This window comes from Rhizobium sp. 862_C5_N1_2, from assembly GCF_051811205.1.
GTDB classification, from domain to species: domain Bacteria; phylum Pseudomonadota; class Alphaproteobacteria; order Rhizobiales; family Rhizobiaceae; genus Rhizobium; species Rhizobium leguminosarum.
In genome coordinates, this window is sequence record NZ_JBPWPT010000001.1 from 831,222 (window position 1) to 857,396 (window position 26,175).

Here is a 26,175-nt window from a genome sequence, read left to right on the forward strand (position 1 = left end):
CTCCGTCACTGGGCGGTTGAGAGAAGGTATTGGTATGTCTCTATCTTCAGGGGTATCCCGCTCCGCTCGGCTTCCTCTCGGGCCTTGTATCTGCGGTCAGAAGGAAGCCGGGGCTGTCCGGCTTGGCGGATGACGTCGATCAGCTTGGCGACGCGCGAGGAGAATGCAGCGTTGTTGCCCCGTGCCGGATCGATCACGATCACGATCTGGCCCGTTTTTGGGGTCTCTGCACCCGGGTGGCCGGAGAAGTCGACCTGGGCGGAGAACTGGCCTCCTGTCAGCGCGGACGCCAGGACTTCGACCATGAGGGATACCGCAGCACCCTTGTGCCCGCCGAACGGAAGTAGGGCGCCTCCGTTGAGGATGTCGGATGGGCTATCGCTCAATGCGCCGCTGGCGTCGATGCCAGTCCCCATCGGAACACTGTGTCCTTCACGCGCCGCAATCCTGAGGTCGCCGTTCGACATTGAGCTTGTCGCGAAGTCGATCGGCAGTCCGCGGTTCGAAAGCGTCGTGACCAAATTTGACATCCGTTTTGCAGTAACATAAATTTCCAATACGAAACTATATTTCCCTTAAATGGCAGAAGTTTCGCTGTCAAGACGGGCTCAGCAGCGATTTGTTAACTGGTCTTCCGCGGAGATCGCTTCTCGGAAGCCTCTCAAATGGCTAAACCAAGATGGATGCTGCAAAATTTGTTGCCGATAATGCCCGGTAATTCACAGGAGATTTCTTTGGTCGCGAACGCCCGCAACATGGCTCGGAAACAACCCAAGGCCACACCGCTCCCAGAACCTGCGGCGGGTTTTCGGGAGGAGAGCGAAAAGCTGGGGGCTAGGCTGAAGAGGATCAGACAGCAGAAAGAAATCACGATGCAGAAGGTGGCGGAGCGAGCAGGCATCGCGCGGTCCACCATATCCAAGATCGAGAACGACCAGTTGTCCCCGACCTTTGACGTGCTGCAGCGGCTCGCCGTCGGCTTGGATGTCGACCTCGCCGAGCTTTTCAGCAGTGACATGGCCAACGCGCCCGCCGGGAGACGCAGCATCACCAAGGCGGGGGCGGGCGATTTCGTCGAGACGAAAGAATATGTTTACGAGGCGCTCGCAACCGAACTCCGCTCCAAGAAGCTCTTTCCCCTGAAGGCGACGATCCGCGCCAGGAGCCTGGAGGAATTCGGCGGCTGGGTTAAACACGAGGGCGAGGAATTCCTCATAGTCCTGAGCGGCGAGGTCAGGATTTACACGGAGTACTACGAACCTGCGATCCTCAAGCCGGGCGACTCCGTCTACCTCGACAGTCAGATGGGACACGCTTGCGTCTCGGTCGGTCCTGAGGACGCGCAAGTCGTCTGGGTGTGCACCCAGATCGCTCTGGATATCTAATCCAAACCCGCTTGCGGCCAACGCATGTTTCCGATAGGAAACTCTCGTTCGCGCTGAAAGGTTGTTCACCATGGGTGTCGAAGCTCCTAAGACATATGTCGGCAAAGCGCTTGTCCGCGGCCGGGCCGCCGGACAGGTGGAATTCAGCGACACCGCGCTCAGTTTCTGGGGAGGCGTCGATTCCTTTTCGGGCGAGGTGATCGACCGCCATCATCCGCTTTCGGGAAGGAACCTTTCAGGCAAGATTCTGGCGATCCCCGGTGGCCGCGGCTCGTGCACGGGCAGCAGCGTGATCATGGAGCTCATCGTCAATGGCAACGCTCCGGCAGGCATCGTCGTTTCTCGCCAGGAGGAGATTCTCTCGCTCGGCGTGATCGTGGCCGAAGAGGTGTTCGGACGATCGATCCCTGTCGTCCAGATCTCCGAGCGTGACTTCGAGGCGCTTGCCGACTGTTCGCAGGCGAGCATCGACGGCGACCTCGTGCTTGTGGGGGCGTCGTCCGGTCCATCGGCCGCTCCAGCACGGTTGGAGCGCCCGCATGTTGGCTCCCTCCGGCTGACCGAACGCGACCGTGCCATCCTCGACGGCAAGATGGGCAAGGCTGCCCAGGTCGCCATGAAGGTGACCGCCCGGATGGCGGACATACAAGATGCCGAGGAACTGATCGACGTGTCCCAGGTCCATGTCGACGGGTGCATCTACACCGGACCGACGAGCCTCGAATTTGCCAAGCGGATGCTCGGCTGGGGCGCTGCGGTCATTGTCCCGACCTCCCTCAACTCGATCTCCGTGGACCAGATGCGATGGCGGGAACAGGGTGTCGCCGCAGAACTGGCGGGTCCGGCCTCGGAGTTGGGCGAAGCCTACGCGTCGATGGGGGCGAAGAAGACGTTTACCTGTGCGCCCTATCAACTCGACACTGCCCCTAAGCTCGGCGACCAGGTCGTGTGGGCCGAGTCGAACGCGGTCGTCTACGCGAACAGCGTGCTGGGTGCGCGGACCACGAAGTATCCCGACTATCTCGACCTCTGCATTGCCCTCACGGGCCGCGCGCCGTTGACGGGCGCTCACGTCGCCGAGAACCGCAAGGCGACGATCGTAGTCGAGGTGTCCGGGTTCGCCGCGCATGACGATATGGTGTATCCGCTTCTGGGTTATCATGTCGGAAAGCTGGTCGGCGACGCGATCCCGGTCCTTAGGGGTCTGGAGAGCTGGCAGCCCAACCTTGACGACCTCAAGGCTTTCGGCGCGGGCTTCGCGACGACCTCCGGTTCGCCGATGTTCCACATCGTCGGTGTCACGCCGGAAGCTCAAAGCCTCGAAGACGTGCTGGCGGGAACCGTCTTGTCCCGACACGATGTCCGGCCGGCCGATCTCGCGGCCGAGTGGGCCTCGTTGAATGCCGAGGCCGAACTCATCGGGCTCGTCGCCCTAGGCAATCCGCACTTTTCCTTCGACGAGATAGGCAAGCTGGCTTCGCTCTGTCGCGGCACGAAGAAGCATCCCGATGTCCACGTCCTAGTCACCTGCAATCGGGACACGTTCCTCCGGGCCTCGGAGGCCGGACTGATCCGGGAGCTGAGGGAGTTCGGCGTTCAGTTCATCACCGACACCTGCTGGTGCATGCTCGGGGAGCCAGTGATTCCGCAGACGGCTGAGACCATCATCACGAACTCTGCCAAGTTCGCTCACTACGGCCCCGGATTGACCGGGAGGAAATTGCGTATCGGCACACTGGCCGACTGCGTCGACGCCGCTCGCGGTCAAGTGATCGGCAGGGTACCGCCTGCTTGGGGACCGTCGCCTTCGCAATAACTCTGCGGGTCATCGTATTGGTCGGGCACCGCGGGTGCCTCAGAGCGCGCACCGCGTCCCGCCGCTCCAGTTTCTTTGACCGTCTCCATCGCCACGTTCGTGGACGTGCTCGAAACGTAGGGCAAGTTAGAAATCCGCTGGATGCACCTGGCATGCCCGCGACCTGCCGAGCTTGTAGGTCAACTCTCATTTCCGATGTCCCCAATTCGCCTAGGGGTCATGCGGACAGCGCCTGATGTCGCCTATTGGCGCAAATTCGCCGCGCGCACAGCGGGAAATATGCCGAGCTGGACCGGGAGGCCGCGGACTTTAGGGATTGCCTTGGCATAGTCTCGGGCTCGAAATAAATGCCGGACTTGCATATCGGCTCCAGAGGTGAAGGCGAGACGGTTTCACGGACGCAAAGAGTCCGGGCCGGGCGGAACCGTTGCTGCGGCTATCGGTTAATCGGTCGAGGTCGCGGCGTGCCAATCGGACGTGACGGAGATGGTGAACGCACCGGTTTTTCCGATTTCTCGGTGCGGGTGGAAACGCCAGGAGAGCACCTTCACCCGTTCGCCGCGACCTCATCCCGCAGAACAGGATTCGCGAGGATCGAACCGCCAACCAGGGCCACACATCGATCACGTTCTTGAGCGCGGAAGCGGCCACGAAACTCCAACTTTTCCGACAGAGTTTTGCGGCGAGAATCCTCGAACGCTTTCAGGAAAGACCGGAGTGTCGCAAAAGTCAGGATTTGTGCGACGGTATGATGCCGGCTTATTACCTAAGCATAGGCTAGACACCAGCCGGAAGCGCGAACCCAGCATCGTTCGGCCGGCACCTCATCGTTGCGGTACAGCCGCGTCACCCTCTTGTGCTCCCCGCTCTCGAACGCCGCCGCAAGCGCTTTTTCCGATTCCGCGTCGCGCATCCCTTCACAGGGGAAGATGGCCACCGGCGAAATCCATTGCGCGTGAAATTCCTCACCCCTGCGCGTCACGAGGAACACAGCTCCGCGAAGGTGCATGTTGCTCCAATTGCTACTGGTAAACCCAAGATCGGTCGTAAGCGGTAGGACAAGCCTTCCGCCATCATTGAGCCGGTTCAACCAGATATCCGCCGGTCGGGTTGCGCCGGCGTTCACATAGATCACATCGGCTGCATCGAAAGCTGCGGAGCTGCCATCGCCCGGAACCACGGAAACATTCCGATAGGCAGTGAGATTTGCTTTTGCCCGCACAGCAAGCTCCGGCTCGAACTCGATCGCCGTCACCTTGCCGGATGCGGCAACGAGTTTCGCCATGATCGCAGAATAGTAGCCGGCACCAGCGCCAACATGCACGATATGCTCGCCTGCTCGCGGCGCAGCCTGCGAAAGCAGGAAGGCATGAAGTGACGGTTGTCCGTTGTTGATGTGGCGCTCAGGGACGATACCAACAATGTCATCCGTGTAGAGGTAAACCGGGTCGGCCGCCGGGGTCGGAACATAGGCTTTTCGCATTCGGAAGATCGGCCACGGACCGGGACCAAGGAAATCTTCTCGCGGCACTTCGGCAAAAGCAGTTTCAACACGCTCATCGACAACTTTCACAGCCGCCGTGATCTGCTTCGCATAAGCTCGACGCACGATCTTCAATTCGTCCGGTGTCATCAGCAGATCAACTCCGATGAATAGTTCCCTGTCGCAAAATTCCCGAAACCTGCGACGCATTTTGCGACCAAAATCTCTGACGCAACAAGTCTTAGGATTTGTGCGGCAAACCATCCTCGTGGAAGGGCAACACCGGCCTACAGTGGCTTTCGGAAGAACACGACGCGCTGTGTCTCCTCAAATCCTAGAGCAGTATGGAGCGCATGGCTGGCTGAATTCTCAAGCCGCGCGTCAGAGCCAAACTCAACACACCCAAGCGACTTTCCCCAATCGGCAACGGCATTGCAAAGCGATCGTGCGATACCCTTTCGCCTGTCAACGGGCCGGACGAAAATCCCTTCGAGGAATAGAACGGGCGAGCTGCTGCATCCATTCACATAATCATGTCGCAAAGTGGCCTCAGCAAACCCGACAGCTTCATTCGCAGCATTTCGAGCGATGAACGCGATGGCTTCTCCACTTTCTGAAAGAAACGCCCGGCCCAACTCAGCTCGATGATCTTCGAGCGAGTGATGCGGCCACAGCGCAGCGCGAAGCTCCGCCCACGACTCAACATCCTTTATGGTCGCAATCTCGATAATCGATTCCATATTGTGGTTCTCTTTTGTCGCGAAATTCCGGATGAAAGCGACACTTGTTTTGCTGACTTTTGCAACCTCGCAGAATAGACGGATTTGCGATGCCGGCAATGTCTGCCATTGGCGCAAATTCGCCGCGCGCACAGCGGGAAATATGCCGGGCTGGACCGGGAAGCCGCGGACTTTAGGGATTGCCTCGGCATAGTCTCGGGCTCGAAAAAAATGCCGGACTTGCATATCGGCTCCAGAGGTGAAAGGCGAGACGGTTTCACGGACGCAAAGAGTCCGGGCAGGGCGGAACCGTTGCTGCGGCTATCGGTTAATCCGCCGAGGTCGCGGCGTGCCAATCGGACGTGACGGAGATGGTGAACGCACCGGTTTTTCCGATTTCTCGGTGCGGGCGGAAACGCCAGGAGAGCACCTTACCCGTTCGCCGCGGCCTCATCGCGCCGCCTGCCCATCAAAGCGGGTGGAATACGCGAGCGACCATGCTCCGCGTGGATCGATCAGAGGAGGAGAAGGTCATGAGCAACTTCGCGCGAAGCTGGAGCAGCTCGTCGACGACTGCGTCGTGGCCGGGGCAAGGCAGCAGGACGTCTTCGATGCGATCATCAAGGAAATCGGCAATCTGCGCACAGCCCTTGAGCGCGATCCTGACCCTGCGGACGACGACGTTGCCGTCATAGAGGAGCCTGCGAACGATTGGCCCGCGGCCGACAGGTGACCTGAACCAGATCGCGCGGGGCACGCGACCTCTTGCGGACGCGGGCTTATGGAACCAACTGGCGCGGCGGAAGGTTATAGTGTTGTCGCTTGGCCATCGGTTTAGCTCGATCGGCGAGACATGATAGCCGGCGCCGGCTGATCAATCATTCACAATGGGGAATTGCTATGGAAAGTGCAGGTATCGGCTGGATCGCCGCAATCATCATCGGCGGCATTGCCGGCTGGCTCGCCGAAATGCTCATGAAGAGCAACATGGGCGTGCTGATGAACATCATTCTCGGTATTGTCGGCGCCATCGTCGCCAACTTTATTCTGTCGCTCTTCGGCGTCGCCCTTGGCGGCTGGCTGGGTTATCTGATCGCGGGCTTCATCGGAGCCTGCATCCTGATAGCCATTGCGAGAATGGTCAGACGTACGGCCTGATCAAACAGGAGGCGGCCCGCAAACCGGCCGCCTTCATCGCGTTTTCGCGCGCTCACGCGTGGTCGTCCGGCGTTCACGGATTGACCCAGCGGGAGGAGGTCAGCGTGCCCCGATGGTCGTAGGCAAAGACTGCGCGTCGGTTGTCGGCGTGGCGCAGCTGGAACCAGTCCAGCGTCTCGGCCCGAAATATCAGCACCCCGAAGAAGGCCCGTCCATAGGCGTCTGCGTCCGCTGCCTCGCTTGCCGGCTGCTCGCCGATTTCGTCGCCCGGCGGCCCACCCATATAGGTACTGCGCGTCGATCGCGGCAGCAGGCTCCAGGCTTCAGTCGCGCGTTCGCTTGCCGGTCCATGGAGTTCGGCCGATCCCTGAAGGCGAAGCTGCACTTTCGCCTGCGGGCCAAAGCCGAGGAGGGTGACCAAAGGATTGGCCGTTATTTCCTGCCATTTGGGGCTTCTGATATCCGTATGAATTTCCAGGGCGCGTCGCGCCGCATCCGCGCGCCGCAGCACGACCATGCGGGCTTGCGGCCGGCCGCCGGCGTCGACTGAACACAGGTTCAGGTAGCGGAAGGCCGACTGCGGATCGGCGGCAGCACCTTCCAGCTCGGCCCAGGCCGATGCATCGACCTCGGTGAGGTTCACAGTGTTGCCTCCGCCTCGGCCTTCTTTATCTCACCGGCCTTGACGTAGTCGCAGCACATCGCTGTTCTCCCTGGCGTTGTAAGCGATCCTGTCAGACGGACCGGGTAAGGCCGCCGTCGATCTTGAGGCTCTGGCCGGTGATATAGCCCGCCCCTTCGGAAACGAGGAAGGAAATCGTCGCCGCCACTTCGGCGCTGGTGCCGTAACGCTTCATCGGCACGCTGTCGCGGCGCTCCTCCGTCGCCGGCAGGCTGTCGATCCAGCCCGGCAGCACAATGTTGATGCGGATGCCGTCGCCTGCATAGGTATCGGCGTAAATCTTGGTGTAGGCGGCGAGCCCGGCGCGGAAGACGGCCGAGGTCGGGAACATCGCCGACGGTTCGGCCACCCAGGCGGTGGAGATATTGACGATTGCGCCCGACTTCTGCGCCTGCATGATCGGCGTGACCAGGCGAACCGAACGGATGACGTTCATCAGATAGACGTCGAGGCCGGTATGCCACTGTTCGTCGGTGACCTCGGTGATCGGCGCACGCGGACCGTGACCTGCGCTGTTGACGAGAGCGTCGATCCGACCCCACTTTTCCATGCATGCGTCGACCAGGCGCTTGAGGTCGTCGTTGGACTGGTTCGAGCCGGTGACGCCGATGCCGCCCAGTTCGTTGGCAAGCGCCTCGCCCTTGCCTGACGAGGACAGGATGGCGATCTTGAAGCCATCGGCCGAAAGCCGCCTCGCGGCTTCCGCACCCATGCCACTGCCGCCAGCCGTAATGATCGCTACCTTTTCTACTGCCATCGTCGCTCTCCCTACCAGATTTTGCACCCATTGCCGGGCTCTGATCCTTCGAATACCATGGGCTTCAAGCGAGAGCGAACCAGTTTTCGTGAAATGTCCCAGTAAAAAAACTATCGAGAGTCCATGTCCATCGGCAATCTTCCCTCCCTCAACGGCCTCAAGGCCTTCGACGTGGCGGCGCGTCATCTGAACTTCCGGCTGGCGGCCGAAGAGCTCGGCGTCACCCAGGGAGCTGTTGCCCAGCACGTGCGCGGGCTCGAGGCGGAACTCGGGGTGGCATTGTTCGAGCGCCTGCCGAAGTCATTGGCGCTGACCGGCGAGGGGCGAAGCTACGTCGCCGACGTCAGGCGCGCCTTCGAACTGCTCGCAAACGCGACGGCGAACCTGAAGCCTCAGCCGGTCAAACTGGTGGTCAGCACGACACCGACCTTCGCCTCGAGATGGCTGATCCCGCGTCTTCCGGACTTTACCTCGAGACATCCCGATCTCGATCTCCACATCCTGGCGACGGACCGCATTTCCAGCTTCCAGGTCGACGGCGTCGATCTCGCCGTCCGATATGGCAGCCCTCCCTTCGGTCCAGGCCTCGCCGCCGAATTGCTGTTCGAGCAGGAGATCATCGCCATCTGCAATCCAAGCCTCGTCGCCAAGGGCGCCGAGCCTGAGAACGCGGAAGAACTCTCGCACTACACGCTGCTTCACGATGCCCATAATTCCTGGCCCGAATATATCGATCGCTTCCTCGGCGGCGGTGATGCCACGCTGTTTCGCGGCATCAGCTTCTCACAGACATCGCACGCGATCGAAGCTGCAATCGCCGGACAGGGCATCGCTGTGGCGACCCGCGCTTTCGTCTCGACCGACATCGAGGCGGGCAGGCTGAGGCAGGTCTTCGACGGCGCCCTCAGAGCACGGTCGCACTTCTATCTGGTGAAGCCGCGATATCGGAAGTCCGAAGCGGTCGACAAGCTTCAGGACTGGCTGCGCTCGCAGGTGCAGAGCTGACGGCAATTCCAATTTTCTCCTGGCCCAATTTTCTCCTAGAAGGTTACTATCCGGAATGGGCATTTGTGTACTTGTTGGTGTGGTCTTTCGTTGTTTGGATTTTCGGAGCTCTTCTTCGCAACCCTCGGCCGTCGCGGAAGAGTGGGCGCAAGCTTTGACGAGACGATACCGCATCATCAAATGATGGGCACCGATCGGCGCTTTCCGAAATCAGTAGTCGTCCACTTTCGGCCCAGAAGCGGACTTTTTTCGTTGTCGAAGGATAGGGCTGCTTTGCGCCCTCTAAGCGGACGAAGAATGGAGCCCGGCGGCCCTGCAATGGGCGCCGGCCCTCACCACACTCGAACTCCGAAAATCTCCGAAACGTGTTGCGGCCGGGCGCTACAAGAGCGATAATTAGTGCTCGAACGAAATGACGCAGACGGCTTCGTTTGCCGCGGAGGTGGGGCCGTTCGCGGCCGCCCCGGAAGGGCAAATCAGGGAATTCGCCATGCATAATGTCTCTCGGCGAAATGCCATTCGCCTCGTTCTGGCGGTCGCAGCCGCCCTGTTTGCGACCTCGATGCCCTCTTTTGCCACGGAAGCGGTTCCGCTGGCGATCAAGGGTTATGACCCGGTCGCCTATTTCACCATCGGAAGCCCCACGCGCGGGCTGCCGGAGAACGAGTACGAATGGGACGAGCACCGCTACCTCTTCGCGAACGCCGAGCATCGCGAGCTTTTCAAGGCCGATCCTGTTCGCTACGCGCCAGAGTTCGGAAATTTTTGTGCAATGGCGCTGGCCTTGGGCGAGCTCGAGGAGGCCAACCCCGAGAACTGGCTGATCAGCGACGGAAAGCTTTATATTTTCGGCAAACCGGCCCCGATGGGACCCGCGCTCTTCCAGCAGGACCTCGATGCGAACATCGCGAAGGCCAACCAGAACCGCGCGCTACTTCAAGGACATTAGCGGTTCATTCTCTCGGCCGGTGGCAGGTCGCCTGTGACGGGGTAGAGGCGGGCCTTGCGGAATCCGTCGCGCAGATGTTCGAGATCGCCAGAGCTTAGAAACTTGGTTCCGAACTCCTGTGGGTCGAAGGTTGGGTCGAGGCGGCGTATCATAGTCACGACACGCGCGGCGTCCTCCGCTCGATCGTCTTGTGCATAGGCGGCCGCCAGCAGGATACGGCTGAAGTTCGCGGCGGCAGTTGTTTGAAGACTAAGTTCCGCCTGTTCGATCGCCGCGTCGTAACGCCGTTTCAGATAGTAGGCCAGGCTCAGCGCAAAGCGATCGATCGCATTGAGATCGGGGTCGATACGCTGCGCCTGCTCCAAGGCCTCGATCGCCTCATCCGTCTGTCCTAGCCACAACAGGATGGTGCCGCGCCCGGCGAGGCCGTGAGCATCGTTCGGATTGATCGCAATGGCGCGCTCGATCTGAACCTCTGCCTGGTTGTATCTCTGACGAAAGAGGTGGATGTGGCCGAGAGTGATGTGCGCGCGCACGTCGGAATCATCAAGGCTCAGCGCCTTGTTTGCCAGTTCCTCGGCACGGCTCAGGAAGGCGGTTGGCGATTCCGCCCAGCCCATCGAGCTGGCAATGTGATAGGTTTCGGCAAGTGCCGCATAGGCAGCAGCGTAGTTCGGGTCAAGCTCGATGGCGCGTCTGAGCAGGGCGCGCGCCTCCACATTGTTTGCATGCGTCGGGCGCTGCAATGCCGGCCTGGCGCGCAGCACGTAATCATAGGCTGCGAGATTTTCGGTTGGCTTTGCGAACACCCGATTTTGTTCGATCTGCGTCACGCGAATCGCCAGGGCTCTGACGATGCGAGTGACAATGGTGTCCTGCAGCGCGAACACGTCCGCCAGCGCCTCCTCGAAGCGGGCAGACCAAATCACCCGTCCCTGCCTTGTGTCGACGAGTTGCGCGATGACCCGCACGCGGTCGCCGGTCTGGCGGACGCTGCCTTCGACCAGATAGCTGACGGCGAGACCGCGGCCGATCTCCTCCGGGCTTGCGGGCTTTCCCTTGTACGGGAAGACAGCGTTCCACGACATCACGGTCAGCGCGGAGAACCGACCCAGTGCGTTGATGATATCCTGCGTCAATCCATCCGCGAAATACTCACGAGCCGAATCGTCGCTCTGGTTCAGGAACGGGAGAATGGCGATCGCGGGTTTTGTGCCGACTTCAGCACTTTTTGTGAATTGATCGTCAGAGCGCAGAATGCTGAGAAATTTCCACTCAGAGCCAAGACCGGCCCACAGCGCGCCTGCAGTCAGCAAAATCATCAGAGCCAGAGCGGCGAACAATCCCCGGCGCCAGCCGGCGGGCGCCGGAGCGGCCGTGGCGTCGAGCCGCACGCGAAAGACGCGCACCGGCCGAGCGATGTTCTTGAGTTTCTGTTCGCCGATATCCTCAAAGGCAATGTCGAGCTTGCCTTGCGCGTCTTCCTGCACGCGGCCCGATACGCAGATGCCGCCAGGCTCCGCGAGCCCTTCCAGGCGAGCCGCCACGTTGACGCCATCCCCGAAAATGTCGTCATCCTCGATGATGATGTCGCCGACATTGATGCCGACGCGGAACTCGATACGTTGTCCTGCCGGCACCGCGATATTGCGTTCCGCCATGCCGCGCTGGATCTCGACGGCGCAGCGCAAGGCCTCGACCACGCTCGCGAACTCGACCAGCATCCCATCGCCGGTGGTCTTGACAATCCGCCCGCGGTGTTCGTCGATCTTTTGGTCGAGCAGAGCACGCCGATGCGCCTTCAGCTGGGCGAGCGTACCTTCTTCGTCGTTGCCCATCAGCCGGCTGTAGCCGGAGATGTCGGCCGCCAGAATGGCGGTAAGTCGCCGCTCTACATGCTCGGTTGACAATTCGCCTCTCCCCCGTGCACTTCGCCACTTTTTCCGATAGCTCTGGGCTAAGGACTAGGGAACCTGGGGTTCCGGGGTCCTTAGCCCCACCAAGGAGCCCCCAATCGAAGGCGAGCGTGGCGCCCACCGCTGGGGCGCTGGAACCGCGAACGCTATGACTTGCTCGGCCACACCCCCACCGATCTTTTGGCCCGCAACCACATCGGAGCGAAAATGGACGCCGGCCGACATGCGCGCGTCGGCCGCCTGATTGGCCGTCACGCTCCATCAGCGCGGAGTAGCCCACCACATCGGCAGCAAGATTGGCAGCAAGCTTGTGATCCACGACGGCGTTCTTTAAGATCACCTATGCCGAGGAATGCAGCGTAGCAGAAGTCGGAGGCATTGTATCGCCGCAAGGCCCTTTGCTGTGCATGCATCGGAAGCTCTGGAATGGGGTCAAAACCGGACGTCGCGCTACACGATTTTGGAATGTACATCCCGATTGGCGCCCCTGGCAACATTCGAACTCGCATCATCCGGTACCGTTAACCGCCCCAAATCGGTCGTTCCTTCACCCCAAGCCCAACGACTGCTCCTGGGCGCATTCCGGAAGCGGCGATGGCTTGGCGTGACCAGAGTCGTGGGTATCGCTCTCAGTCCCGAAAATCGCGCCACGCTTCCTTCGCTGATATTCCCGACAAGTTCCCATATATCGACCTTCACGGGCGTCTCTTGACCTGCACCAGGAGTGCGAAGGTCAAAGCGATCATCGACTACGCCAACGCACCGCCCGCTATGGGGCACCGTCTTCGTCTACCTCTGGGGCTGCTCCGATCCTCCGGCTGCTGAGCAAAGCTGCATTCAAAATAGCCGCGCGACACATCGCTCGGTCTCCCACTGCCTCAGGAAATTTGCTTCCCGCGCAATCCAGCCGACGGCCTCGCTTCCCCATTCCTGTGCCCGGCTTGCATATTCTCCCATCAGCCAGATGTGGCGGACGATCACGAACCGATGGGCGGCTTCGAAGTCATCAGGCGTGATCGGCCGGATGGCCCGATAGCCATCGACGAACGCGTCCCACATGGCGGTCGACCTCCGACCGAAGGACGTTTGCGCCCACAAAAACACCGACAGGTCGTAGGCGAGGTATCCCGAACCGCCGTCGTCAAAGTCGAAAAATACGGCTTCGCCGGCGTCGTTGATCCGCGCATTGACGCCGTGACAGTCACCATGGCAATACGTCCAGCTCAGATTGGCGAAGGCTTCAATCGCTTTTGCGGTCCGCGCAGCGATGTCTTCGAGATCGCGGCGGACCTCGGCGTCTTCCACAACGCCGCTGTCGCATATGCGGGCGAGGGGCCGATGCAGCAAGTGTTCGAGATCAAGCCGATAGAGCGCTCCCTCTGGCTGGAATGTCTCGGCTGCGTTGTGCATCAAAGCAAGCGTCTTGCCGTTGGCCCGGGCATCACCGGCATCCGCCGCATCCGGCTTGCGGCCGTCGATCGCCCGGAAGAGCACGGCCTGGCGCACGCCCTCCGGCGCATCTCCCTCAACGAACAAGCGGCCCTCGCGGGTCGAGATGGGTGCTGCGACCGGAACGCCCGATTGCGAGAGATGCGCCAGGAAAGCCGTTTCGGTCTTGACGTCGGCCGGGCCACGCGCGCGGCGATGAGAAAGCCGGAACACATAACGCTCGCTGTTGCTCCCGAGGGCCAGATACACATCATTCAAGCCGCGTTGCAGCATCCGGCAAGAAACCGGCCCTGCAAGCGGATAGTGCTGATCGATGAACTGTTCGATAGCCGCAACCTGGGGAGTTGAATAAAGCGGATCAAAGTCGAGCATGGGCGCTGTACCACCTGGCTTTGCTGGAAGGCTGCTTCCGTAGAGAGGAGACCGTAGAGGCGGGCGCGGCGTAGGCCCGTACCTTTGCAATGAGCTGCGGATTGGATCAGGGTGATGACGCTACTAATAAAACTATGAGATGAAAAACAAAATGCTGGGTTCGCGATTTTTCGCGCATACCTCAGCGGTTTCCCCACTTGGAGAAGCCGAAGAATCCGATAGCCAGCGCTCCGGAAAGAGCGCCAGGATAGGCCTCAACGCAATGCTATTATGGCGTGCACCACGTAGCTTCAGGAGGGCAGCATGACTTCCATCCTGCCTCAAGGACTGTCCACCACATCTTCCTTGCGGCAGATGGAAAGGGCGACTGGATCCATGCGACCATTCGTGCCGCCTGCAAGCACTTAGGGGCGATCAGTCCGTCTTCGGCTGCCCGGGAGGCTGGCCGTAAGCCGTCAGAATGGCCTTGATCAGGCCCGGGAAGCGTTCGTCCAGCTCGGTGCAGCGCGTTTGATTACGCATCTCCACACCCTGGCGCTCGCTGATGATCAGCCCGGACTCGCGCAGCACCTTGAAATGGTTGGACAGCGACGACTTTGGAATGACGCGGTCGCCGAGATCGGCAAGGGCGGAGCACGTCCCGCCACTGCTGGCGCCGGCAAGCTTTGCATAAATGGCAACGCGCTCCGGATCGGACAGCGCATAGAGGATCGCCTCGGGCTTGATGTCCTCCAGGGCTGGGTGAAAGAGCGGTCTCATGAATTTTATATAGCGTCCCTTGACATTGAGATCAATAGTTCCGAATTTCCGAACTATGGAACAAGTTCGCCAATCCCGGCGGCTATCCAGATCGGAAGGAACGAGAAATGGCTAAGCTCACAGGAAAGGTCGCTGTGGTGACGGGCGCCTCCAAAGGCATTGGCGCTGCGATTGCCAAGGCACTCGCAGCAGAGGGTGCGCAAGTGGTGGTCAACTACGCTTCGAGCAAGGCGGGCGCGGACGCCGTCGTTGAGGCGATCGGTGCGGCCGGTGGCAAAGCCATCGCGGTGCAGGGCGATGTTTCGAAGGCCGGTGAGGCCCAGGGACTGGTCGATGCTGCGGTCAGGGAGTTCGGCAAGCTCGACGTGCTGGTCAACAATTCCGGCGTCTATGAATTCGCACCGATCGGTGAGGTGACCGAGGAACAGTATCGTCGCATGTTCGACGTGAATGTTCTGGGCGTTCTGCTGACCACCCAGGCCGCGGCCAAGCATCTCGGCGAGGGCGGCAGCATCATCAACATCTCGTCGGTGGTCACCAGCCTGGCGCCGCCAGACTCTTCAGTCTACACGGGCACGAAGGGCGCCGTGGAGGGCATCAACAGCGTGCTTGCCAAGGAGCTGGGGCCGCGCAAGATCCGGGTCAACGCCATCCTGCCGGGGATCGTGGAGACCGAGGGCACGCACTCCGCAGGCGTCATCGGCTCGGATTTCGAGCAGGCTTTGGTGGCCCAGACGCCGCTCGGCCGCACCGGCCAGCCGGACGATATCGCCGGTGTCGCGGTCTTCCTCGCTTCCGACGATGCCCGCTGGCTGACCGGCGAGCGATTGGCCGCCAGCGGCGGTTTCCGCTAGAACTGGATGATGTGAGGCCGGGTCGGCCTCAAACCTGAATCCTGTTCTGAATTAAACGGCTAAAGCGCGTCGCGATCTTTCAATTTCGCTTGTCGCGCTTTAGCTCTTTGTTTTTGCGCATGTCGTTATCGCAAAACCGCTGCACACTTTTGCGCGACATGCTTTAGTAGGGCGAGACGCACGCCCGTCGCGGACCGTTGTAGGGCTGGAACGTGTCGTCGTAGGCCCGGTAAGACCGGTAGCGCGCATAGCACCAGCTCGTATGTCCGTTGCCGCCATAATAGGCCTGGCGGTAATAGCGCGGCGCATAGTAGCGCGGACGGTACAGGGTCGACCCGTAGTAGCGCGGAGCACCGTAATAGGCGGATCCGTAATAGCCCTGGCCGTAGTAACCCCGATTGTAGTAGCCCTGACCGTAGTAGCCTTGACCGTAGTAGCCTTGGCCGTAATATGGCTGCGCCAGCATTCCGCCGATGATTGCGCCGGCCGCGAGCCCGCCGAGTCCCCAGGCCCAATTGTCGTTGTGGTATCCACCCCCGCGGTAGCCTCGATAGCCGCCTCGATAGCCGCCTCGGTATCCACCGCCGTGGCCGCCGTGATGTCTGTACTGGACCGGCTGCGCCTGTGCGCCTTCGATGTTCGGCACGGCAATGGTGGGAAACGCCATGGCCGGCGGGACGCTCGTCAGCGCCGTCACCAGCGACAGGGTAACGATTGCTAACCTTTTCATTGGCTCATCTTTCCTTCTACAGCACCGCGCGTCGAAGTCGGCGCGCAAGGACGTTTCAGCCCTCTAGGTAAACTGATCGATTTTACTCTAAAATCGACTTTGATTCGAGGAATTATGCATGAGCAGGGCAGCTTTCTTCGAAGGAGGCTCCCGGCGAAGGCATTCTCCGCCCTCGTCATCTGATAGGAGCCGATGCACGCTCCCTGAATCATGCGACGCGGAGCTCGTCGGTGACGCCGGCAAAGCGCTGTTATCACCGGCCGATAGTGACAAGCTGTCGAATACCGGACAGAGCCCGAGGCCGGGCTCGCGAAGGCGCGAAAACCGGTTCTAGGAAGACTATCCCGAGGTTTCCAGGCGGCGATCGCCGCGCAGAAGGTTCAACCAGGCCTCCGACATTTTCTCCGCGCCTGTGCCCCCGATATGGCAATCGTCGTAGCGGTCGTCTCCATCGAGTAACGCGTCAGAATTTATGCCCTCTCGGATACCGTGGCCGCTTTTTGACAGGGCCAGTTGCGCCCGTACTATCGCATTGTCCGGAATATGCTCCTTGAAGCCGCCGTTGCTCGGTTCGAGGCATTTCGATGCGATCGAAATGTAGACGGGTGCTTCGACGCCGTGCTGACGCAACGTGTCAACCATCGACATGAAATATTCCTGATAGGTCTCCGCAGTGGTGCCGATAACGAGGTCCTTCTCTCCTTGCACCCAGAGGACGCTCGTTATCCGATAACCGGAATCCTGAAGCTGTTTCACGGTATCGACCAGCACAGGATTGAGGTCACCGCCTTTCGCCCATCGTGCGACCTCAGATCCGGAATATGCGAGAGGTGCGAGGATAACGCTGTCATTTTGTCCCGATGCGATCAAATTGTTCCCAAGCAGCGTCCAGTACTCTCCCTTGGTATCGGTCGATCCAAGAAGTGGCGAGGCGGCGATGAAGCACCGTTTGTCAAAGGCGTTTACAAGGCGAGCGCCATAATTCGACCTGTGCCGTTGTCCACCGTCGTTGGCCGCGTTCGATTGACCAAGAACGAGTAAGACAGCAGTTCGGTCAGTTTGAGTCGGGCAGGTCACAAGCGTTTTTGATTCATCCCCGATGAGTCGTTCCTTGTCGTCGAAAGCATAACGGCTTGGAGCCGCCGCCTTCTCTCCGCCAACCATTGTCCTCAGCGCGGAAAGTTGTGGCCAAGGAAAGATCTCATGTCTCGCGCTCATGCCGCCGAGAAAGTACATGGCGATCAAGGCGGCAAGGCCGACTGCCATTGTTTTGCGCATGCCGTTGACTTTCAAGCGTCATCCGACGACACACCGCCACATCTGCTTGCCTCGGGCATGATCTTTAAAAAAGAGAATTCGTCGCGAAGATCGAGCCCATTCCACGACTAGTTCGCGTGGCGTCGCCGAAGTCTGCTCAAATATAGACCGGACCGGTGATTTCAATAATCCGGTTGGGTGAGAGATCGTGCCTGCTGTGCAGCCTGCAGTTCCATGGAGAAACTCTCGTTGCGCGTCCATCCCAATAGGGCGGGTCCAGATAAAACAGCGGGCCGCCGATCATACGCGCGATAAAGCGCGCCGGGGCAGGTCTCCAGCGGACCGCGAACTGCTGGCAAGGGAAAGCTCTGAGTATGGCCGCAACACGAATAACAAAGCGGCTGGTCATGGGTTGATCCCCGACCAGCCGCCGTGTGTCAGGCGGCCTTTGCCGCCGTCACAGCCGCGAGCAGAATGCCGGCAGTCTCCACCGATGAACCGGGGTTCTGCCCGGTGATCAGCAGGCCGTCCTGGACGGCATAGGACGACCAGTCGTCGCCGCTGGAATAGATGCCGCCGTTCTCCTTCAACATGTCCTCGACGAGGAACGGCACCACCTGGGTCAGACCGACGCCGTCTTCCTCGGAGTTCTTGAAGCCGGTGACCTGTCTGCCCTGAACCAGCGGCGTGCCGTCGGCAGCCTTGACGTGGCGCAACACACCCGGTGCGTGGCAGACAAAGGCGACGGGCTTGCCGGCCTGATAGAGCGATTCGATGAGGGCGATCGAATTCTTGTCTTCCGCCAGATCCCAAAGCGGTCCATGGCCGCCCGGATAAAAGACGGCGTCGTAATCTTCATGGGAGACCGAAGCGAGCGTTACGGTCGAGGCGAGCACGGCCTGGGCATCCGGGTCGGCATGGAAGCGACGGGTCTGGTCGGTCTGGAAGCCCGGTTCGTCGCTCTTCGGGTCGAGAGGCGGCTGTCCGCCCTTGGGCGATGCGACGGTGATGTCGGCGCCGGCTTCAAGGAAGGCATAATAGGGGGCGGCAAACTCTTCGAGCCAGAAGCCGGTCTTCCGGCCGGTATTGCCGAGTTCGTCGTGCGAGGTGAGAACCATGAGGATTTTCATCTGGAGATCCTTTCGAAACAGATGTGATCGGTTGCTGTCGATGAGCGGATCATGCCTCGGCCATTCTCATTCCGGAAATTTATTTCTTTGATTTCAGATATACGTTCGGCAATATATCTGGATGAAGTATGATCTCAACCTCCTGCCTGTCTTCGTGGCGCTCATGGAAGAGCGCAATGTCACGCGCGCAGCCGAACAACTGGGCATGACGCAGCCGGCCGTCTCCAACGCCTTGAACCGCCTTCGCGAGGCGCTGCGTGATCCGCTGTTCATCCGCGAGCGCTATGGCATGAAGCCGACTGAGATGGCGCAGGCACTTGCTCCAGTGATCCGCGGGGCCCTGGCGAGCCTGGATGACGTCATTCTCGGTCAGCAGGCGTTCGATCCGGCGCGAGCGACACGGCAGTTCACCATTGCGCCCAACAGCTACGTCGAGTTTGTCCTGATGCCGGTGATCGTGGCGCGGCTGCGCGAATGCGCTCCCGGGATCAGGCTTCGCCTGACGCCCTTCGGCAATGATCTGGCCGAGACCGGCGCGATTTCAGGGGCGACGGAAATGGTGCTCGGCAGGATCGTCGAGCCGCCGGACAATATGGTCGTGCAGCATCTCATGGATGATGGCTTGGCCTGCGTCGTGCGCAGCGATCATCCCGAGATCGCCGAAAGCATCTCCGAGGAACAGTATCAGCGGATGCGGCATGTCAACGTGCTTCCGCCCGGCCGGATGCGTGTCGGCCTGTTCCAGATGCTGCAGCAGGCCGGTCTCAGGCGCGACGTCTCGGTCTCCGTCACCCATTTCCTGGCGGTCCCGGAAATGGTGGCCGTCACCGACTATTGCGCGACACTGCCCCGGCTGATCTGCCAGCGCCTTGCCCGCGACCCGCGTCTCAAAGTCCTGCCCGCACCGGTCGATCTCGGCAGCTTTCCGGTAGAGCTGGCATGGCATGTCCGCTATCGAAACGACCCGGCTCATCGGTGGCTGAGGTCATTGATATCAGAGGTGGCAAAGGATGTTTCCGGCGCTCCGGCGGCAGAAGCGATGACTGGACACTGAAGACGCGTGTTCGAGACCTCGGCGAGCCCTTCATGGGCGAAATTGCCGGGCAAAAATCGGTGTTGATGGCACCCGATCATGTGGGGATACGTCGCTGTTCCTGCCGCAGACGCCACCTCGCGCTCCGTCCTCCTCGGGGCTTGATCCGAGGATCCACTCTGGTCGCCTCGCGAGCCGCTCCCGGGCATTGCCTCCCACTAGGACCGGGAAACCGCTCCCGTCCGTGACGGGATTTAGGGCCGGTTTCCTTGCAGCTCTTCCACAAAACGGATGACGTCACCGGCCATCCTGTCGTTCAAGATATCGTTGTGACCCGCACCGTCATAGATCAACATCCGCTTGGGCTCGGGTGCGATGCGGTACAACGCCTGCCCTGAAGAAAGCGGGATGCTATCGTCAAGCCGGCCGTGGAGGAACAACTTCGGTTGTCTTACTTTGCCTATGTTGAGGTCCGAGCGAAAGGGATCCTTGAGAAGAACCTCGACCGGGAGGAACGGATAATGCGTCTGCGCAACCGACAGTACCGACAGGTACGGAGACACGAGAATGACGCCCGCGGCCGGCCTCTTCGCGGCGGTATTCACGGCGACGCCAGTGCCAAGTGACCGGCCGAGCACAATGATCTCGCTTCCGCCATGTGCCGAAAGCCAGTCGAACGCGGCGATCCCGTCTGTCAACAGGCCCTGCTCGCTGGGTGAGCCGGTCGATCCGGGATAGCCGCGATAGGAAATCGCCAGCAATCCAATCCTCCGCGTGGTCAGCGCCTGGGCGAGAAACGCGTAATTGTCGAGGCGGTCACCGTTTCCGAAGAAGAGGAGCACGCAGGGCTTGTCGCTGTCGCCCTGGCTGTACAGTCCCTGAAGCATCTCTCCGTCGGGCGTCTTGATGTGGACCGTCTCGCCCCAACTCGGGTGCTCCGGAACAGGTGTGGCGCCGGCTCCGGGGTAAAGCAGGGCTCGCTGAGACAGATAGGTCAGACCCACGAGCGCCACGTAGGCGACGACCGCCATCAGCGGCAAGATCAGCAAGTACCTTGTAGCGCTCACGACAAACTGTACCCGCCGGTTTGGCAATGACCAGAACGCTATGCGGCAACCGCGGCCCGTTGCGGCGTGGTGTGCTCAGCGCAGCGGCAATATAGGCACAAAGCGATCCTATGGAGAAGAGGCTCGACTGTTCGTCGCATCTGAACCGGACCGCATGCCGAGGGCGCGCTCACCGGCTATGGCATCTATCCGCATTGGCGCCCTGCGAATGCATGAGCTGCCATCTTCAGCGTCGAAGAGGGGTCGATCGCTGAACTTGCCTGGCCGGATCGATGTAGCCTCGGCGACAAAGGAGGAGTGCCGCCAACGCCTTTCACCCTGGCAAAAGGGTCCTTCGCCCGTGCCCTCCTAGGCCGGGAAAGGGTTTTGCCACGCATCCAGTTCTTCAAGCCGTCCGTACCACGTTTGGATATGCCGAAACTCGGCGACTGGAATCCCGGCGGTGGTTGCAAAAGGAAGTGCAGCGGCCAATGCGAAGTCTGCCACAGTCAGTGTCTTCCCGACGGCGACGCTGTTCTTGGCCAAATGATCGTCGAGCACGCGACCATGGAGTCGAAAACTCGTCTTCGCATCGTCGATCACGGCGACGTCAGGCTCCCCGCCGAACAACGGCTTGATCAAGGTTTCAAACCACAGCGTTGCACCGTGCCGGGTGAAATGACTGGCATCCCAACTCAACCAGCGCAGCACGTCGATCTGCCGGTGGTCATGCGGCCAAAAATCCGATGCGACGCTGTCAGACAGCCTGCACATGATGGCGTTCGCTTCCCATAAAGTTCCGGCATCATCCTGCAGCACCGGGACTTTCCCGTTCGGGTTAAGCGCCAGGAATTTTGCGGTGCGCTGTTCTCCGCTTGCCAGGTCAACCCTGACGAACTCGACGTCGGCTTTAAGAAAACGGGCAGCGGCGCAGGCCTTCCGCGGATTGAGCGTCTCGCAATAATAGAGCTTCATCGCCGCCTTAGACATGATCCGGCCCCTCGGATTCAGTCCCGAGAAAGATGCTCAATCGCTCGAGACTTTGGGACCAGCCGGCTTCATGACCCTTAAGTGACGATGCGCTATCAAATCCACTCTGCCGAAAAGTCATTTCCGTACCTCCGTCGCTTTCCCTAAACGTGATGGTGACGACTGTTTCCGGGCTATTTTCGCCGGTTGCGAGTTCCCAGGCATGTGTGAAGACAAGCCTGTGCGGCGGCTCGACCTCCAGATATTTTCCGCCGACCCAATGCTCGTCTCCATCTGGCGCGATCAGACAGGCGCGGTGTCTACCGCCGGGCCAGGCTTCAAGCCGGTCGCCCACCGCCTTGAAACCGTGAGGACCGCACCACTGTGCTAACGCTTTCGGGTCGGTCCATGCCCTGAAAACCAGATCGCATGGGGCATCAAACCTTCGTACAAGAACCAGGTCGCGGGCGTTGTCGGTGTCGGTCTCTGGATTAGTCATTTTCGTATCCTTGTACCTTGGACAGATAGTCATCGAGACGATCAAAGCTTTGATCCCAGAAGCGTCTGTAATCGGCGATCCAATCAGCAATTGTCTTCAACGCAGCCGGCTCGAGGACGCGGGGACGCGAATTCGCTTCACGGCCGGAGCGGATCAATCCGGCCTGTTCCAGGACCTTGAGATGCTTTGATATGGCAGGCTGAGACAACTCGAAGGGATCAGCGAGCTCGGCCACCGTCGCCTTGCCGTTCGCAAGCCGCCCAAGAATTGCTCGCCTCGTGGGATCGGCGAGTGCGGAGAAAATCGCATCGAGCTTGTCGTCCATATATCACCATGTAGCTATATAACCGAATGGATATATTCTGTTCAGCGTAATGTCAACGGTTTTGCATGGGCGAAATCACGGGGCAAAAATCGGCGTTGAAGACTGCCGATCATGTCGGGATACGTCGCTGTTCCTGCTGCAGACGCCACCCCGCGCTCCGTCCTCCTCGGGCTTGACCCGAGGATCCACTCTGGCCTCCTCAATCAGCAGCGGGCATGGATCCCAGGCTCAGGGCCTGGGATGACGGAGGGTGGGGGCGGGCTTTCGATAACCAAAGCGGTAGAGGGTGAGGCTTGAGGCTGATTACCGCTACAATCAGGTGGCGCCAGGAACCACATGATAGTGCATCGCCCACGCCTGTCGGTGAAAGCGGCCGATCGTGCTCAAGTTGAGATCGCGGCAAGAGCAATCAGGGTGACAAAGACACTGAGCGGCGCCAGGTGTGCATGGTCGCGATGGCGTAGAACCGTGAAAACCGCAGCCCCGATGATGACCGCCCCAAGCCCCAGGCCGACAATGCGGCTGGCAGGAAGCGCAATCAGGACGGCGCTCGATATCTCCAGCCCACCCGTCACGATACCCCACCAGCGCGGGTAGCCCCACCGAGCGAATTCGCTTCGCGTCCCCGCCGTGCCGATGGCGTTGACGAGACCTGCGCCAGCGAAGGCGACAACCAGGAACCAGATGGAAAGAACGTGAACCATCTTAGTGCGCCCCGATCATCATGGGGATGGCGACCAGCACCATGATCACCGCCGTCAGGCCGTGAATGCCGAAGGCGCTCTTGGTGGAGCCTTTCGCTGCGAGAACGAGCAGCATGTCGCCCGCAGGGATCATCGCTTCGATCAAAAGCACGATGCCGACCTCCCGTTGGGAACCCCACACCATGAACGCCAGCACGAGTAATCCCGCGACGATATCGCGAACACCCTTGAGGCGGAGCCACCAAGCGACGTTTGGGCCTTCTTCGGGAAGCGGCAGGCCGAAACTGCGCATCGTGGTCGTCGGGCTCGCAATATAGCCGGTGCCGATCGCGATAATAGCGAGGGCGAGCAGCAACCCAGCCCCGTTGGCAAGCCAAAGCATGAGACAATCCTTCTACCGTTGATACAAAATCTAGCACTGCTAGATAAAATGCCTTAGCATTGCTAGTTAGTCAAGCATTGGTATAATCTTTGATGAGTGCTGGCCCTGCGAGGGCATGGAGATTGAGCAATGGGGATCGCAGAGCGAAAAAGCCGGGAAAGGGCAGGGCGCGAAGAGCGCATTGTCGCGGCAGCACGTGCCGTCGCGGAGAGCGAAGGATGGGATGCCGTGACGATCCGCCGCCTGGCCAAGGAAATCGAATACAGCCAGCCGATCCTCTATTCGCATTTCGCCAACAGGGACGCCATCGTTGCCGCGGTTGCAGTCGAGGGCTTCAAGGAACTCGCAACCGTTCTTCAGGAAGCGGCAGGCGGGGCAAACGGGCGACGAGATGCCCTCATGGACGTTGCCATGGCCTATTTTGCTTTCGCGCTCAGTCGCCCAGCACTCTACCAGGCCATGTTTATCCTGCCGACCCAACTGCAGTTCGCCGAGGCCGAAACGAGATCGGAACTTCGGGCCGGTTTCGACGCCATTGCCGCAGCCGTGTCTCCGTTCTGTGCGGATGTGGAGATCGTGACCGAGACCTTCTGGGCAGCCCTTCATGGGCTTGCCGAGCTCGAACGTTCAGGCCGCATCAGGCCCGGCATGCGTGACCAACGCATCGCGCTTGTCGTTCAGGCGATCGTGGATGCGGGAGGAAACGCGCCCCGTCGCGGCTGATGACATCAGTCGCTTGGCGCATCGGCTACCGGATGTGGACTGCGCATCTTCAACAGAGAGCTGTCGCCGATCATGTCCAGATCCGTCGCTCTCCTTGCTCCACACGCCACCCAACAGGTTCAAGATCGGAGATTAATCACCGTCATTGTACGACACCGGCCTTGCGTAGCCCCTCCACGACGAGCTCGAAATCGGCGGGGTTCTTGAAGGGCAAGACTTTGCGACGGTATTCCAGGGAGTAGTCGGGATTGACGCGCATCACCTCTTGCCACGTCGCGCGAGCCTCTTCGAAACGGCCGAGGTGCCCGTAACAGGCGGCCAGAAGCGCGCGCGAGACATCGGTGACGGGGTTGCGGCTCACGCGCTGCAGCAACAGTTCGACGGCCTCTTCGTACCTTCCCAGTGGAAACAAGGCCAAGGCCTGAAAGTGAAGAACGACATCCGGAAAGTACGGGTTCAGGACCTTCGCCCGATCGAAATAGGCGAGTGCCTCCTCGGATCTGCCTGAATAGATGAGTGCCTCGCCGAGGCCGACATGCCCTTCGGCGAAGTTCGGATTGAGGACGATCGCACGCTCGGCCTCGCTGATGGCTCTATCGTGCTGTCGCGAGTAAAGCTTGACCACACTCAGTGCCCAGTGCGCCACGGGATCGCTATCATCCTGCGCTACCGCCAGCGTCGCCGCCTCTTCGGCTTGCTCGATCGAGCGCTGCGGCAACGCGCTCCACCGGTTCAGGTAGTCGAGCCCGTGGGTAAGGGCGAGGAAGGCGTGCGCCGAGGCGAAGTTCGGGTCCAGTTCGACGGCACGTTGCAAAAGGTCGCGGGCGTCGCTGTTCGTTTGCTTCGTCAGCCGGTGCCACAGCTCCCGGCCACGCAAGAAGCAGTCATACGCCTCGGGGTGCCGCGTCTGCCCCGGCGCAAGTCTTTGCCGATCGCCCTCTGTCAGGTTGACCGCCAGCGCGCCGACGATCTGCTGCGTGACATCGTCCTGAACCGCGAATATGTCGGTGAGGTCGCGATCGAACCGCTCCGCCCATAGATGCCCGCCGGTGGTCGCGTCGATGAGCTGCGCGGTGATGCGTACCCTGTTCCCCGATTTGCGTACGCTGCCCTCAAGCACATACCGCACGCCGAGTTTCGTGCCCACCTCCTGCACATGGACGTTCTTGCCCTTGAAAGTGAACGACGAATTGCGAGCGATGACGAAGAGCTGCGACAGCTTCGATAGCGCCGTGATGATGTCTTCCGAGATGCCGTCGGCGAAGTAGTCCTGTTCGGCGTCACCGCTCATGTTGGCGAAGGGCAGGACGGCGATCGACAGCTTCGGCAACGCTGCCGTCGCCGGTCGGCTCGTCGCGGTTTCCGAGGTCGCGGCTGCCTTGGTCGCTGCGCTGCCGACTTGCAGCGAATAGACCCGGATCGGCTCGGCGATGTTCTTGAGCTGCGTGCTGCCGAGATCGCTGACCGAAAGGTCGAGCCTCGCCTTGACTTGGCGATAGGCATCCTCGGACAGGCAGATCGCGCCCGCCGCGGCGACGCCCTCCAATCGCGAGGCGATGTTGACCCCGTCGCCCATCAGATCGCCGTCGCTTTCCTCGACGACGTCGCCCAAATGGATACCGATCCGGAACTCGATGCGACGGTCCTGCGGGACGCCGTCATTGCGCTCCACCATACCGTTCTGCACCTCAATGGCGCAGCGCACGGCGTCCACCACGCTGCGGAACTCGACCAGCGCACCATCGCCGGTGCGCTTCACCACCCGGCCGTGGTGCACGGCGATCGTCGGATCGATGAGATCGCTGCGCAGTGTGCGCAACCTCGCCAGGGTGAGGTCCTCGTCAGCGCCGGCAAGCCGACTGTACCCGACCACGTCCGCGGCCAGGATTGCAGCCAGCTTTCGGTTCTCGCTCATGGCGCTGTCTCCTAACTTCCACGATAACAGGGAGACAGAGGGCAAGAAAGAAGTTTTAGCCGCTGCTCAGAGCGATCTTGGTTGGCCATGGCTCATCTGGACGCTGCCGAGTTACAGCCCCACGCAATGACTGCTCTGTCATGGGGCCGAACGGAAGA

Annotated in this window: 28 protein-coding genes; 9 read left to right on the forward strand and 19 right to left on the reverse strand. The window is 60.6% G+C overall.

Annotation, left to right across the window (positions count from 1 at the left end; genetic code table 11):
* Window positions 1-5 precede the first annotated feature (5 nt).
* Window positions 6-521 (reverse strand): Ldh family oxidoreductase, encoded by a 516-nt coding sequence (locus tag ACD590_RS04115; RefSeq protein ID WP_439002206.1) that lies wholly within the window; start codon window positions 519-521, stop codon window positions 6-8.
* Between the two features lie 213 nt (window positions 522-734).
* Between ACD590_RS04115 and ACD590_RS04120 the strand changes: the two genes are divergently transcribed.
* Entirely contained in the window at window positions 735-1,385 is a 651-nt protein-coding gene (locus ACD590_RS04120; protein WP_439002207.1) for a helix-turn-helix domain-containing protein, read from the forward strand.
* Window positions 1,386-1,455: 70 nt separating this feature from the next.
* On the forward strand, window positions 1,456-3,201 hold the full coding sequence (gene lhpI, locus ACD590_RS04125) for a cis-3-hydroxy-L-proline dehydratase (RefSeq protein WP_439002208.1): 1,746 nt from the start codon (window positions 1,456-1,458) through the stop codon (window positions 3,199-3,201).
* 766 nt (window positions 3,202-3,967) lie between these two features.
* Here lhpI and ACD590_RS04130 read toward each other — a convergent pair.
* Window positions 3,968-4,810, reverse strand: coding sequence for a protein-L-isoaspartate O-methyltransferase family protein (locus ACD590_RS04130; protein ID WP_439020957.1), 843 nt, complete (start codon window positions 4,808-4,810; stop codon window positions 3,968-3,970).
* Between the two features lie 161 nt (window positions 4,811-4,971).
* A complete protein-coding gene (gene aac(6') / locus ACD590_RS04135; RefSeq protein ID WP_412104588.1) occupies window positions 4,972-5,415 on the reverse strand; it encodes an aminoglycoside 6'-N-acetyltransferase in 444 nt (147 codons plus the stop codon).
* A gap of 502 nt (window positions 5,416-5,917) precedes the next feature.
* On the opposite strand from aac(6'), the gene ACD590_RS04140 reads away from it, so the two are divergent.
* Together ACD590_RS04140 and ACD590_RS04145 are read left to right on the forward strand one after the other, a co-directional pair.
* Entirely contained in the window at window positions 5,918-6,136 is a 219-nt protein-coding gene (locus ACD590_RS04140; RefSeq protein ID WP_439003510.1) for a hypothetical protein, read from the forward strand.
* A gap of 167 nt (window positions 6,137-6,303) precedes the next feature.
* Window positions 6,304-6,561: a GlsB/YeaQ/YmgE family stress response membrane protein gene (locus ACD590_RS04145; protein WP_112906193.1), complete on the forward strand. Its 258-nt coding sequence runs from the start codon at window positions 6,304-6,306 to the stop codon at window positions 6,559-6,561.
* Between the two features lie 73 nt (window positions 6,562-6,634).
* On the opposite strand, the gene ACD590_RS04150 is transcribed toward ACD590_RS04145, so the two are convergent.
* Together ACD590_RS04150 and ACD590_RS04155 are read right to left on the reverse strand one after the other, a co-directional pair.
* On the reverse strand, window positions 6,635-7,204 hold the full coding sequence (locus ACD590_RS04150) for a pyridoxamine 5'-phosphate oxidase family protein (RefSeq protein WP_439002209.1): 570 nt from the start codon (window positions 7,202-7,204) through the stop codon (window positions 6,635-6,637).
* A gap of 91 nt (window positions 7,205-7,295) precedes the next feature.
* Entirely contained in the window at window positions 7,296-8,000 is a 705-nt protein-coding gene (locus tag ACD590_RS04155; RefSeq protein WP_439020847.1) for an SDR family oxidoreductase, read from the reverse strand.
* A 123-nt stretch (window positions 8,001-8,123) separates the two neighbouring features.
* On the opposite strand from ACD590_RS04155, the gene gcvA reads away from it, so the two are divergent.
* Together gcvA and ACD590_RS04165 are read left to right on the forward strand one after the other, a co-directional pair.
* On the forward strand, window positions 8,124-9,005 hold the full coding sequence (gene gcvA / locus ACD590_RS04160; protein WP_439002211.1) for a transcriptional regulator GcvA: 882 nt from the start codon (window positions 8,124-8,126) through the stop codon (window positions 9,003-9,005).
* A gap of 562 nt (window positions 9,006-9,567) precedes the next feature.
* Complete coding sequence (locus ACD590_RS04165) at window positions 9,568-9,954, forward strand: YHS domain-containing (seleno)protein (RefSeq protein ID WP_439002212.1); 387 nt, start codon at window positions 9,568-9,570, stop codon at window positions 9,952-9,954.
* Here ACD590_RS04165 and ACD590_RS04170 read toward each other — a convergent pair.
* From ACD590_RS04170 to ACD590_RS04180, 3 genes are all read right to left on the reverse strand, one after another.
* The gene (locus ACD590_RS04170) at window positions 9,951-11,864 is read right to left on the reverse strand and encodes an adenylate/guanylate cyclase domain-containing protein (RefSeq protein WP_439002213.1); all 1,914 of its coding nucleotides are present in this window, start codon (window positions 11,862-11,864) and stop codon (window positions 9,951-9,953) included. The genes ACD590_RS04165 and ACD590_RS04170 overlap by 4 nt on opposite strands.
* 843 nt (window positions 11,865-12,707) lie before the next feature.
* Complete coding sequence (locus ACD590_RS04175) at window positions 12,708-13,691, reverse strand: phosphotransferase enzyme family protein (RefSeq protein ID WP_439002214.1); 984 nt, start codon at window positions 13,689-13,691, stop codon at window positions 12,708-12,710.
* Between the two features lie 414 nt (window positions 13,692-14,105).
* Window positions 14,106-14,450 (reverse strand): ArsR/SmtB family transcription factor, encoded by a 345-nt coding sequence (locus ACD590_RS04180; protein ID WP_018241057.1) that lies wholly within the window; start codon window positions 14,448-14,450, stop codon window positions 14,106-14,108.
* A 107-nt stretch (window positions 14,451-14,557) separates the two neighbouring features.
* On the opposite strand from ACD590_RS04180, the gene ACD590_RS04185 reads away from it, so the two are divergent.
* Window positions 14,558-15,304: a glucose 1-dehydrogenase gene (locus ACD590_RS04185; protein WP_018241058.1), complete on the forward strand. Its 747-nt coding sequence runs from the start codon at window positions 14,558-14,560 to the stop codon at window positions 15,302-15,304.
* Window positions 15,305-15,467: 163 nt separating this feature from the next.
* On the opposite strand, the gene ACD590_RS04190 is transcribed toward ACD590_RS04185, so the two are convergent.
* From ACD590_RS04190 to ACD590_RS04205, 4 genes are all read right to left on the reverse strand, one after another.
* Entirely contained in the window at window positions 15,468-16,034 is a 567-nt protein-coding gene (locus ACD590_RS04190; protein WP_439002215.1) for a BA14K family protein, read from the reverse strand.
* A 339-nt stretch (window positions 16,035-16,373) separates the two neighbouring features.
* Window positions 16,374-17,312 (reverse strand): sialate O-acetylesterase, encoded by a 939-nt coding sequence (locus ACD590_RS04195; protein ID WP_439003511.1) that lies wholly within the window; start codon window positions 17,310-17,312, stop codon window positions 16,374-16,376.
* 136 nt (window positions 17,313-17,448) lie between these two features.
* Window positions 17,449-17,700, reverse strand: a complete 252-nt coding sequence (locus ACD590_RS04200; RefSeq protein WP_130651953.1) for a hypothetical protein — start codon at window positions 17,698-17,700, stop codon at window positions 17,449-17,451.
* Window positions 17,701-17,728: 28 nt separating this feature from the next.
* A complete protein-coding gene (locus ACD590_RS04205) occupies window positions 17,729-18,421 on the reverse strand; it encodes a type 1 glutamine amidotransferase domain-containing protein (protein ID WP_427146368.1) in 693 nt (230 codons plus the stop codon).
* Between the two features lie 121 nt (window positions 18,422-18,542).
* Between ACD590_RS04205 and ACD590_RS04210 the strand changes: the two genes are divergently transcribed.
* Window positions 18,543-19,475 carry a LysR family transcriptional regulator gene (locus ACD590_RS04210; RefSeq protein WP_439002216.1) on the forward strand — a complete coding sequence of 311 codons (933 nt, stop codon included), beginning with the start codon at window positions 18,543-18,545 and terminating at the stop codon, window positions 19,473-19,475.
* A 233-nt stretch (window positions 19,476-19,708) separates the two neighbouring features.
* Here ACD590_RS04210 and ACD590_RS04215 read toward each other — a convergent pair whose 3' ends face one another.
* From ACD590_RS04215 to ACD590_RS04240, 6 genes are all read right to left on the reverse strand, one after another.
* Window positions 19,709-20,521, reverse strand: coding sequence for an alpha/beta hydrolase (locus ACD590_RS04215; RefSeq protein WP_166480395.1), 813 nt, complete (start codon window positions 20,519-20,521; stop codon window positions 19,709-19,711).
* Window positions 20,522-20,869: 348 nt separating this feature from the next.
* A complete protein-coding gene (locus ACD590_RS04220) occupies window positions 20,870-21,490 on the reverse strand; it encodes a glutathione S-transferase family protein (RefSeq protein WP_439002217.1) in 621 nt (206 codons plus the stop codon).
* On the reverse strand, window positions 21,483-21,968 hold the full coding sequence (locus ACD590_RS04225) for an SRPBCC family protein (protein ID WP_439002218.1): 486 nt from the start codon (window positions 21,966-21,968) through the stop codon (window positions 21,483-21,485). Before ACD590_RS04225 ends, ACD590_RS04220 begins: the two co-directional genes overlap by 8 nt.
* On the reverse strand, window positions 21,961-22,293 hold the full coding sequence (locus ACD590_RS04230) for an ArsR/SmtB family transcription factor (protein ID WP_018241069.1): 333 nt from the start codon (window positions 22,291-22,293) through the stop codon (window positions 21,961-21,963). The genes ACD590_RS04225 and ACD590_RS04230 overlap by 8 nt, the downstream gene beginning before the upstream one ends.
* 383 nt (window positions 22,294-22,676) lie before the next feature.
* Window positions 22,677-22,997 carry a DoxX family protein gene (locus tag ACD590_RS04235; RefSeq protein ID WP_018241070.1) on the reverse strand — a complete coding sequence of 107 codons (321 nt, stop codon included), beginning with the start codon at window positions 22,995-22,997 and terminating at the stop codon, window positions 22,677-22,679.
* Between the two features lies 1 nt (window position 22,998).
* The gene (locus ACD590_RS04240) at window positions 22,999-23,379 is read right to left on the reverse strand and encodes a DUF4267 domain-containing protein (RefSeq protein ID WP_113542589.1); all 381 of its coding nucleotides are present in this window, start codon (window positions 23,377-23,379) and stop codon (window positions 22,999-23,001) included.
* A gap of 129 nt (window positions 23,380-23,508) precedes the next feature.
* On the opposite strand from ACD590_RS04240, the gene ACD590_RS04245 reads away from it, so the two are divergent.
* Window positions 23,509-24,102 (forward strand): TetR/AcrR family transcriptional regulator, encoded by a 594-nt coding sequence (locus ACD590_RS04245; RefSeq protein WP_439002219.1) that lies wholly within the window; start codon window positions 23,509-23,511, stop codon window positions 24,100-24,102.
* Window positions 24,103-24,244: 142 nt separating this feature from the next.
* Here ACD590_RS04245 and ACD590_RS04250 read toward each other — a convergent pair whose 3' ends face one another.
* Complete coding sequence (locus ACD590_RS04250; RefSeq protein ID WP_113542591.1) at window positions 24,245-26,017, reverse strand: adenylate/guanylate cyclase domain-containing protein; 1,773 nt, start codon at window positions 26,015-26,017, stop codon at window positions 24,245-24,247.
* Window positions 26,018-26,175 lie beyond the last annotated feature (158 nt).

Bases quoted from the DNA above. Each gene is read 5' to 3' on its own strand.
- ACD590_RS04230 (WP_018241069.1), bottom strand. From the start codon at position 22,293: ATGGACGACAAGCTCGATGCGATTTTCTCCGCACTCGCCGATCCCACG.
- ACD590_RS04155 (WP_439020847.1), bottom strand. From the start codon at position 8,000: ATGGCAGTAGAAAAGGTAGCGATCATTACGGCTGGCGGCAGTGGCATG.
- gcvA (WP_439002211.1), top strand. From the start codon at position 8,124: ATGTCCATCGGCAATCTTCCCTCCCTCAACGGCCTCAAGGCCTTCGAC.
- ACD590_RS04165 (WP_439002212.1), top strand. From the start codon at position 9,568: ATGCCCTCTTTTGCCACGGAAGCGGTTCCGCTGGCGATCAAGGGTTAT.
- ACD590_RS04250 (WP_113542591.1), bottom strand. From the start codon at position 26,017: ATGAGCGAGAACCGAAAGCTGGCTGCAATCCTGGCCGCGGACGTGGTC.
- ACD590_RS04220 (WP_439002217.1), bottom strand. From the start codon at position 21,490: ATGTCTAAGGCGGCGATGAAGCTCTATTATTGCGAGACGCTCAATCCG.
- ACD590_RS04240 (WP_113542589.1), bottom strand. From the start codon at position 23,379: ATGCTTTGGCTTGCCAACGGGGCTGGGTTGCTGCTCGCCCTCGCTATT.
- ACD590_RS04210 (WP_439002216.1), top strand. From the start codon at position 18,543: ATGAAGTATGATCTCAACCTCCTGCCTGTCTTCGTGGCGCTCATGGAA.
- ACD590_RS04205 (WP_427146368.1), bottom strand. From the start codon at position 18,421: ATGAAAATCCTCATGGTTCTCACCTCGCACGACGAACTCGGCAATACC.
- lhpI (WP_439002208.1), top strand. From the start codon at position 1,456: ATGGGTGTCGAAGCTCCTAAGACATATGTCGGCAAAGCGCTTGTCCGC.
- ACD590_RS04190 (WP_439002215.1), bottom strand. From the start codon at position 16,034: ATGAAAAGGTTAGCAATCGTTACCCTGTCGCTGGTGACGGCGCTGACG.
- ACD590_RS04180 (WP_018241057.1), bottom strand. From the start codon at position 14,450: ATGAGACCGCTCTTTCACCCAGCCCTGGAGGACATCAAGCCCGAGGCG.
- ACD590_RS04175 (WP_439002214.1), bottom strand. From the start codon at position 13,691: ATGCTCGACTTTGATCCGCTTTATTCAACTCCCCAGGTTGCGGCTATC.
- ACD590_RS04235 (WP_018241070.1), bottom strand. From the start codon at position 22,997: ATGGTTCACGTTCTTTCCATCTGGTTCCTGGTTGTCGCCTTCGCTGGC.
- ACD590_RS04200 (WP_130651953.1), bottom strand. From the start codon at position 17,700: ATGACCAGCCGCTTTGTTATTCGTGTTGCGGCCATACTCAGAGCTTTC.
- ACD590_RS04185 (WP_018241058.1), top strand. From the start codon at position 14,558: ATGGCTAAGCTCACAGGAAAGGTCGCTGTGGTGACGGGCGCCTCCAAA.
- ACD590_RS04245 (WP_439002219.1), top strand. From the start codon at position 23,509: ATGGGGATCGCAGAGCGAAAAAGCCGGGAAAGGGCAGGGCGCGAAGAG.
- ACD590_RS04195 (WP_439003511.1), bottom strand. From the start codon at position 17,312: ATGCGCAAAACAATGGCAGTCGGCCTTGCCGCCTTGATCGCCATGTAC.
- ACD590_RS04145 (WP_112906193.1), top strand. From the start codon at position 6,304: ATGGAAAGTGCAGGTATCGGCTGGATCGCCGCAATCATCATCGGCGGC.
- ACD590_RS04225 (WP_439002218.1), bottom strand. From the start codon at position 21,968: ATGACTAATCCAGAGACCGACACCGACAACGCCCGCGACCTGGTTCTT.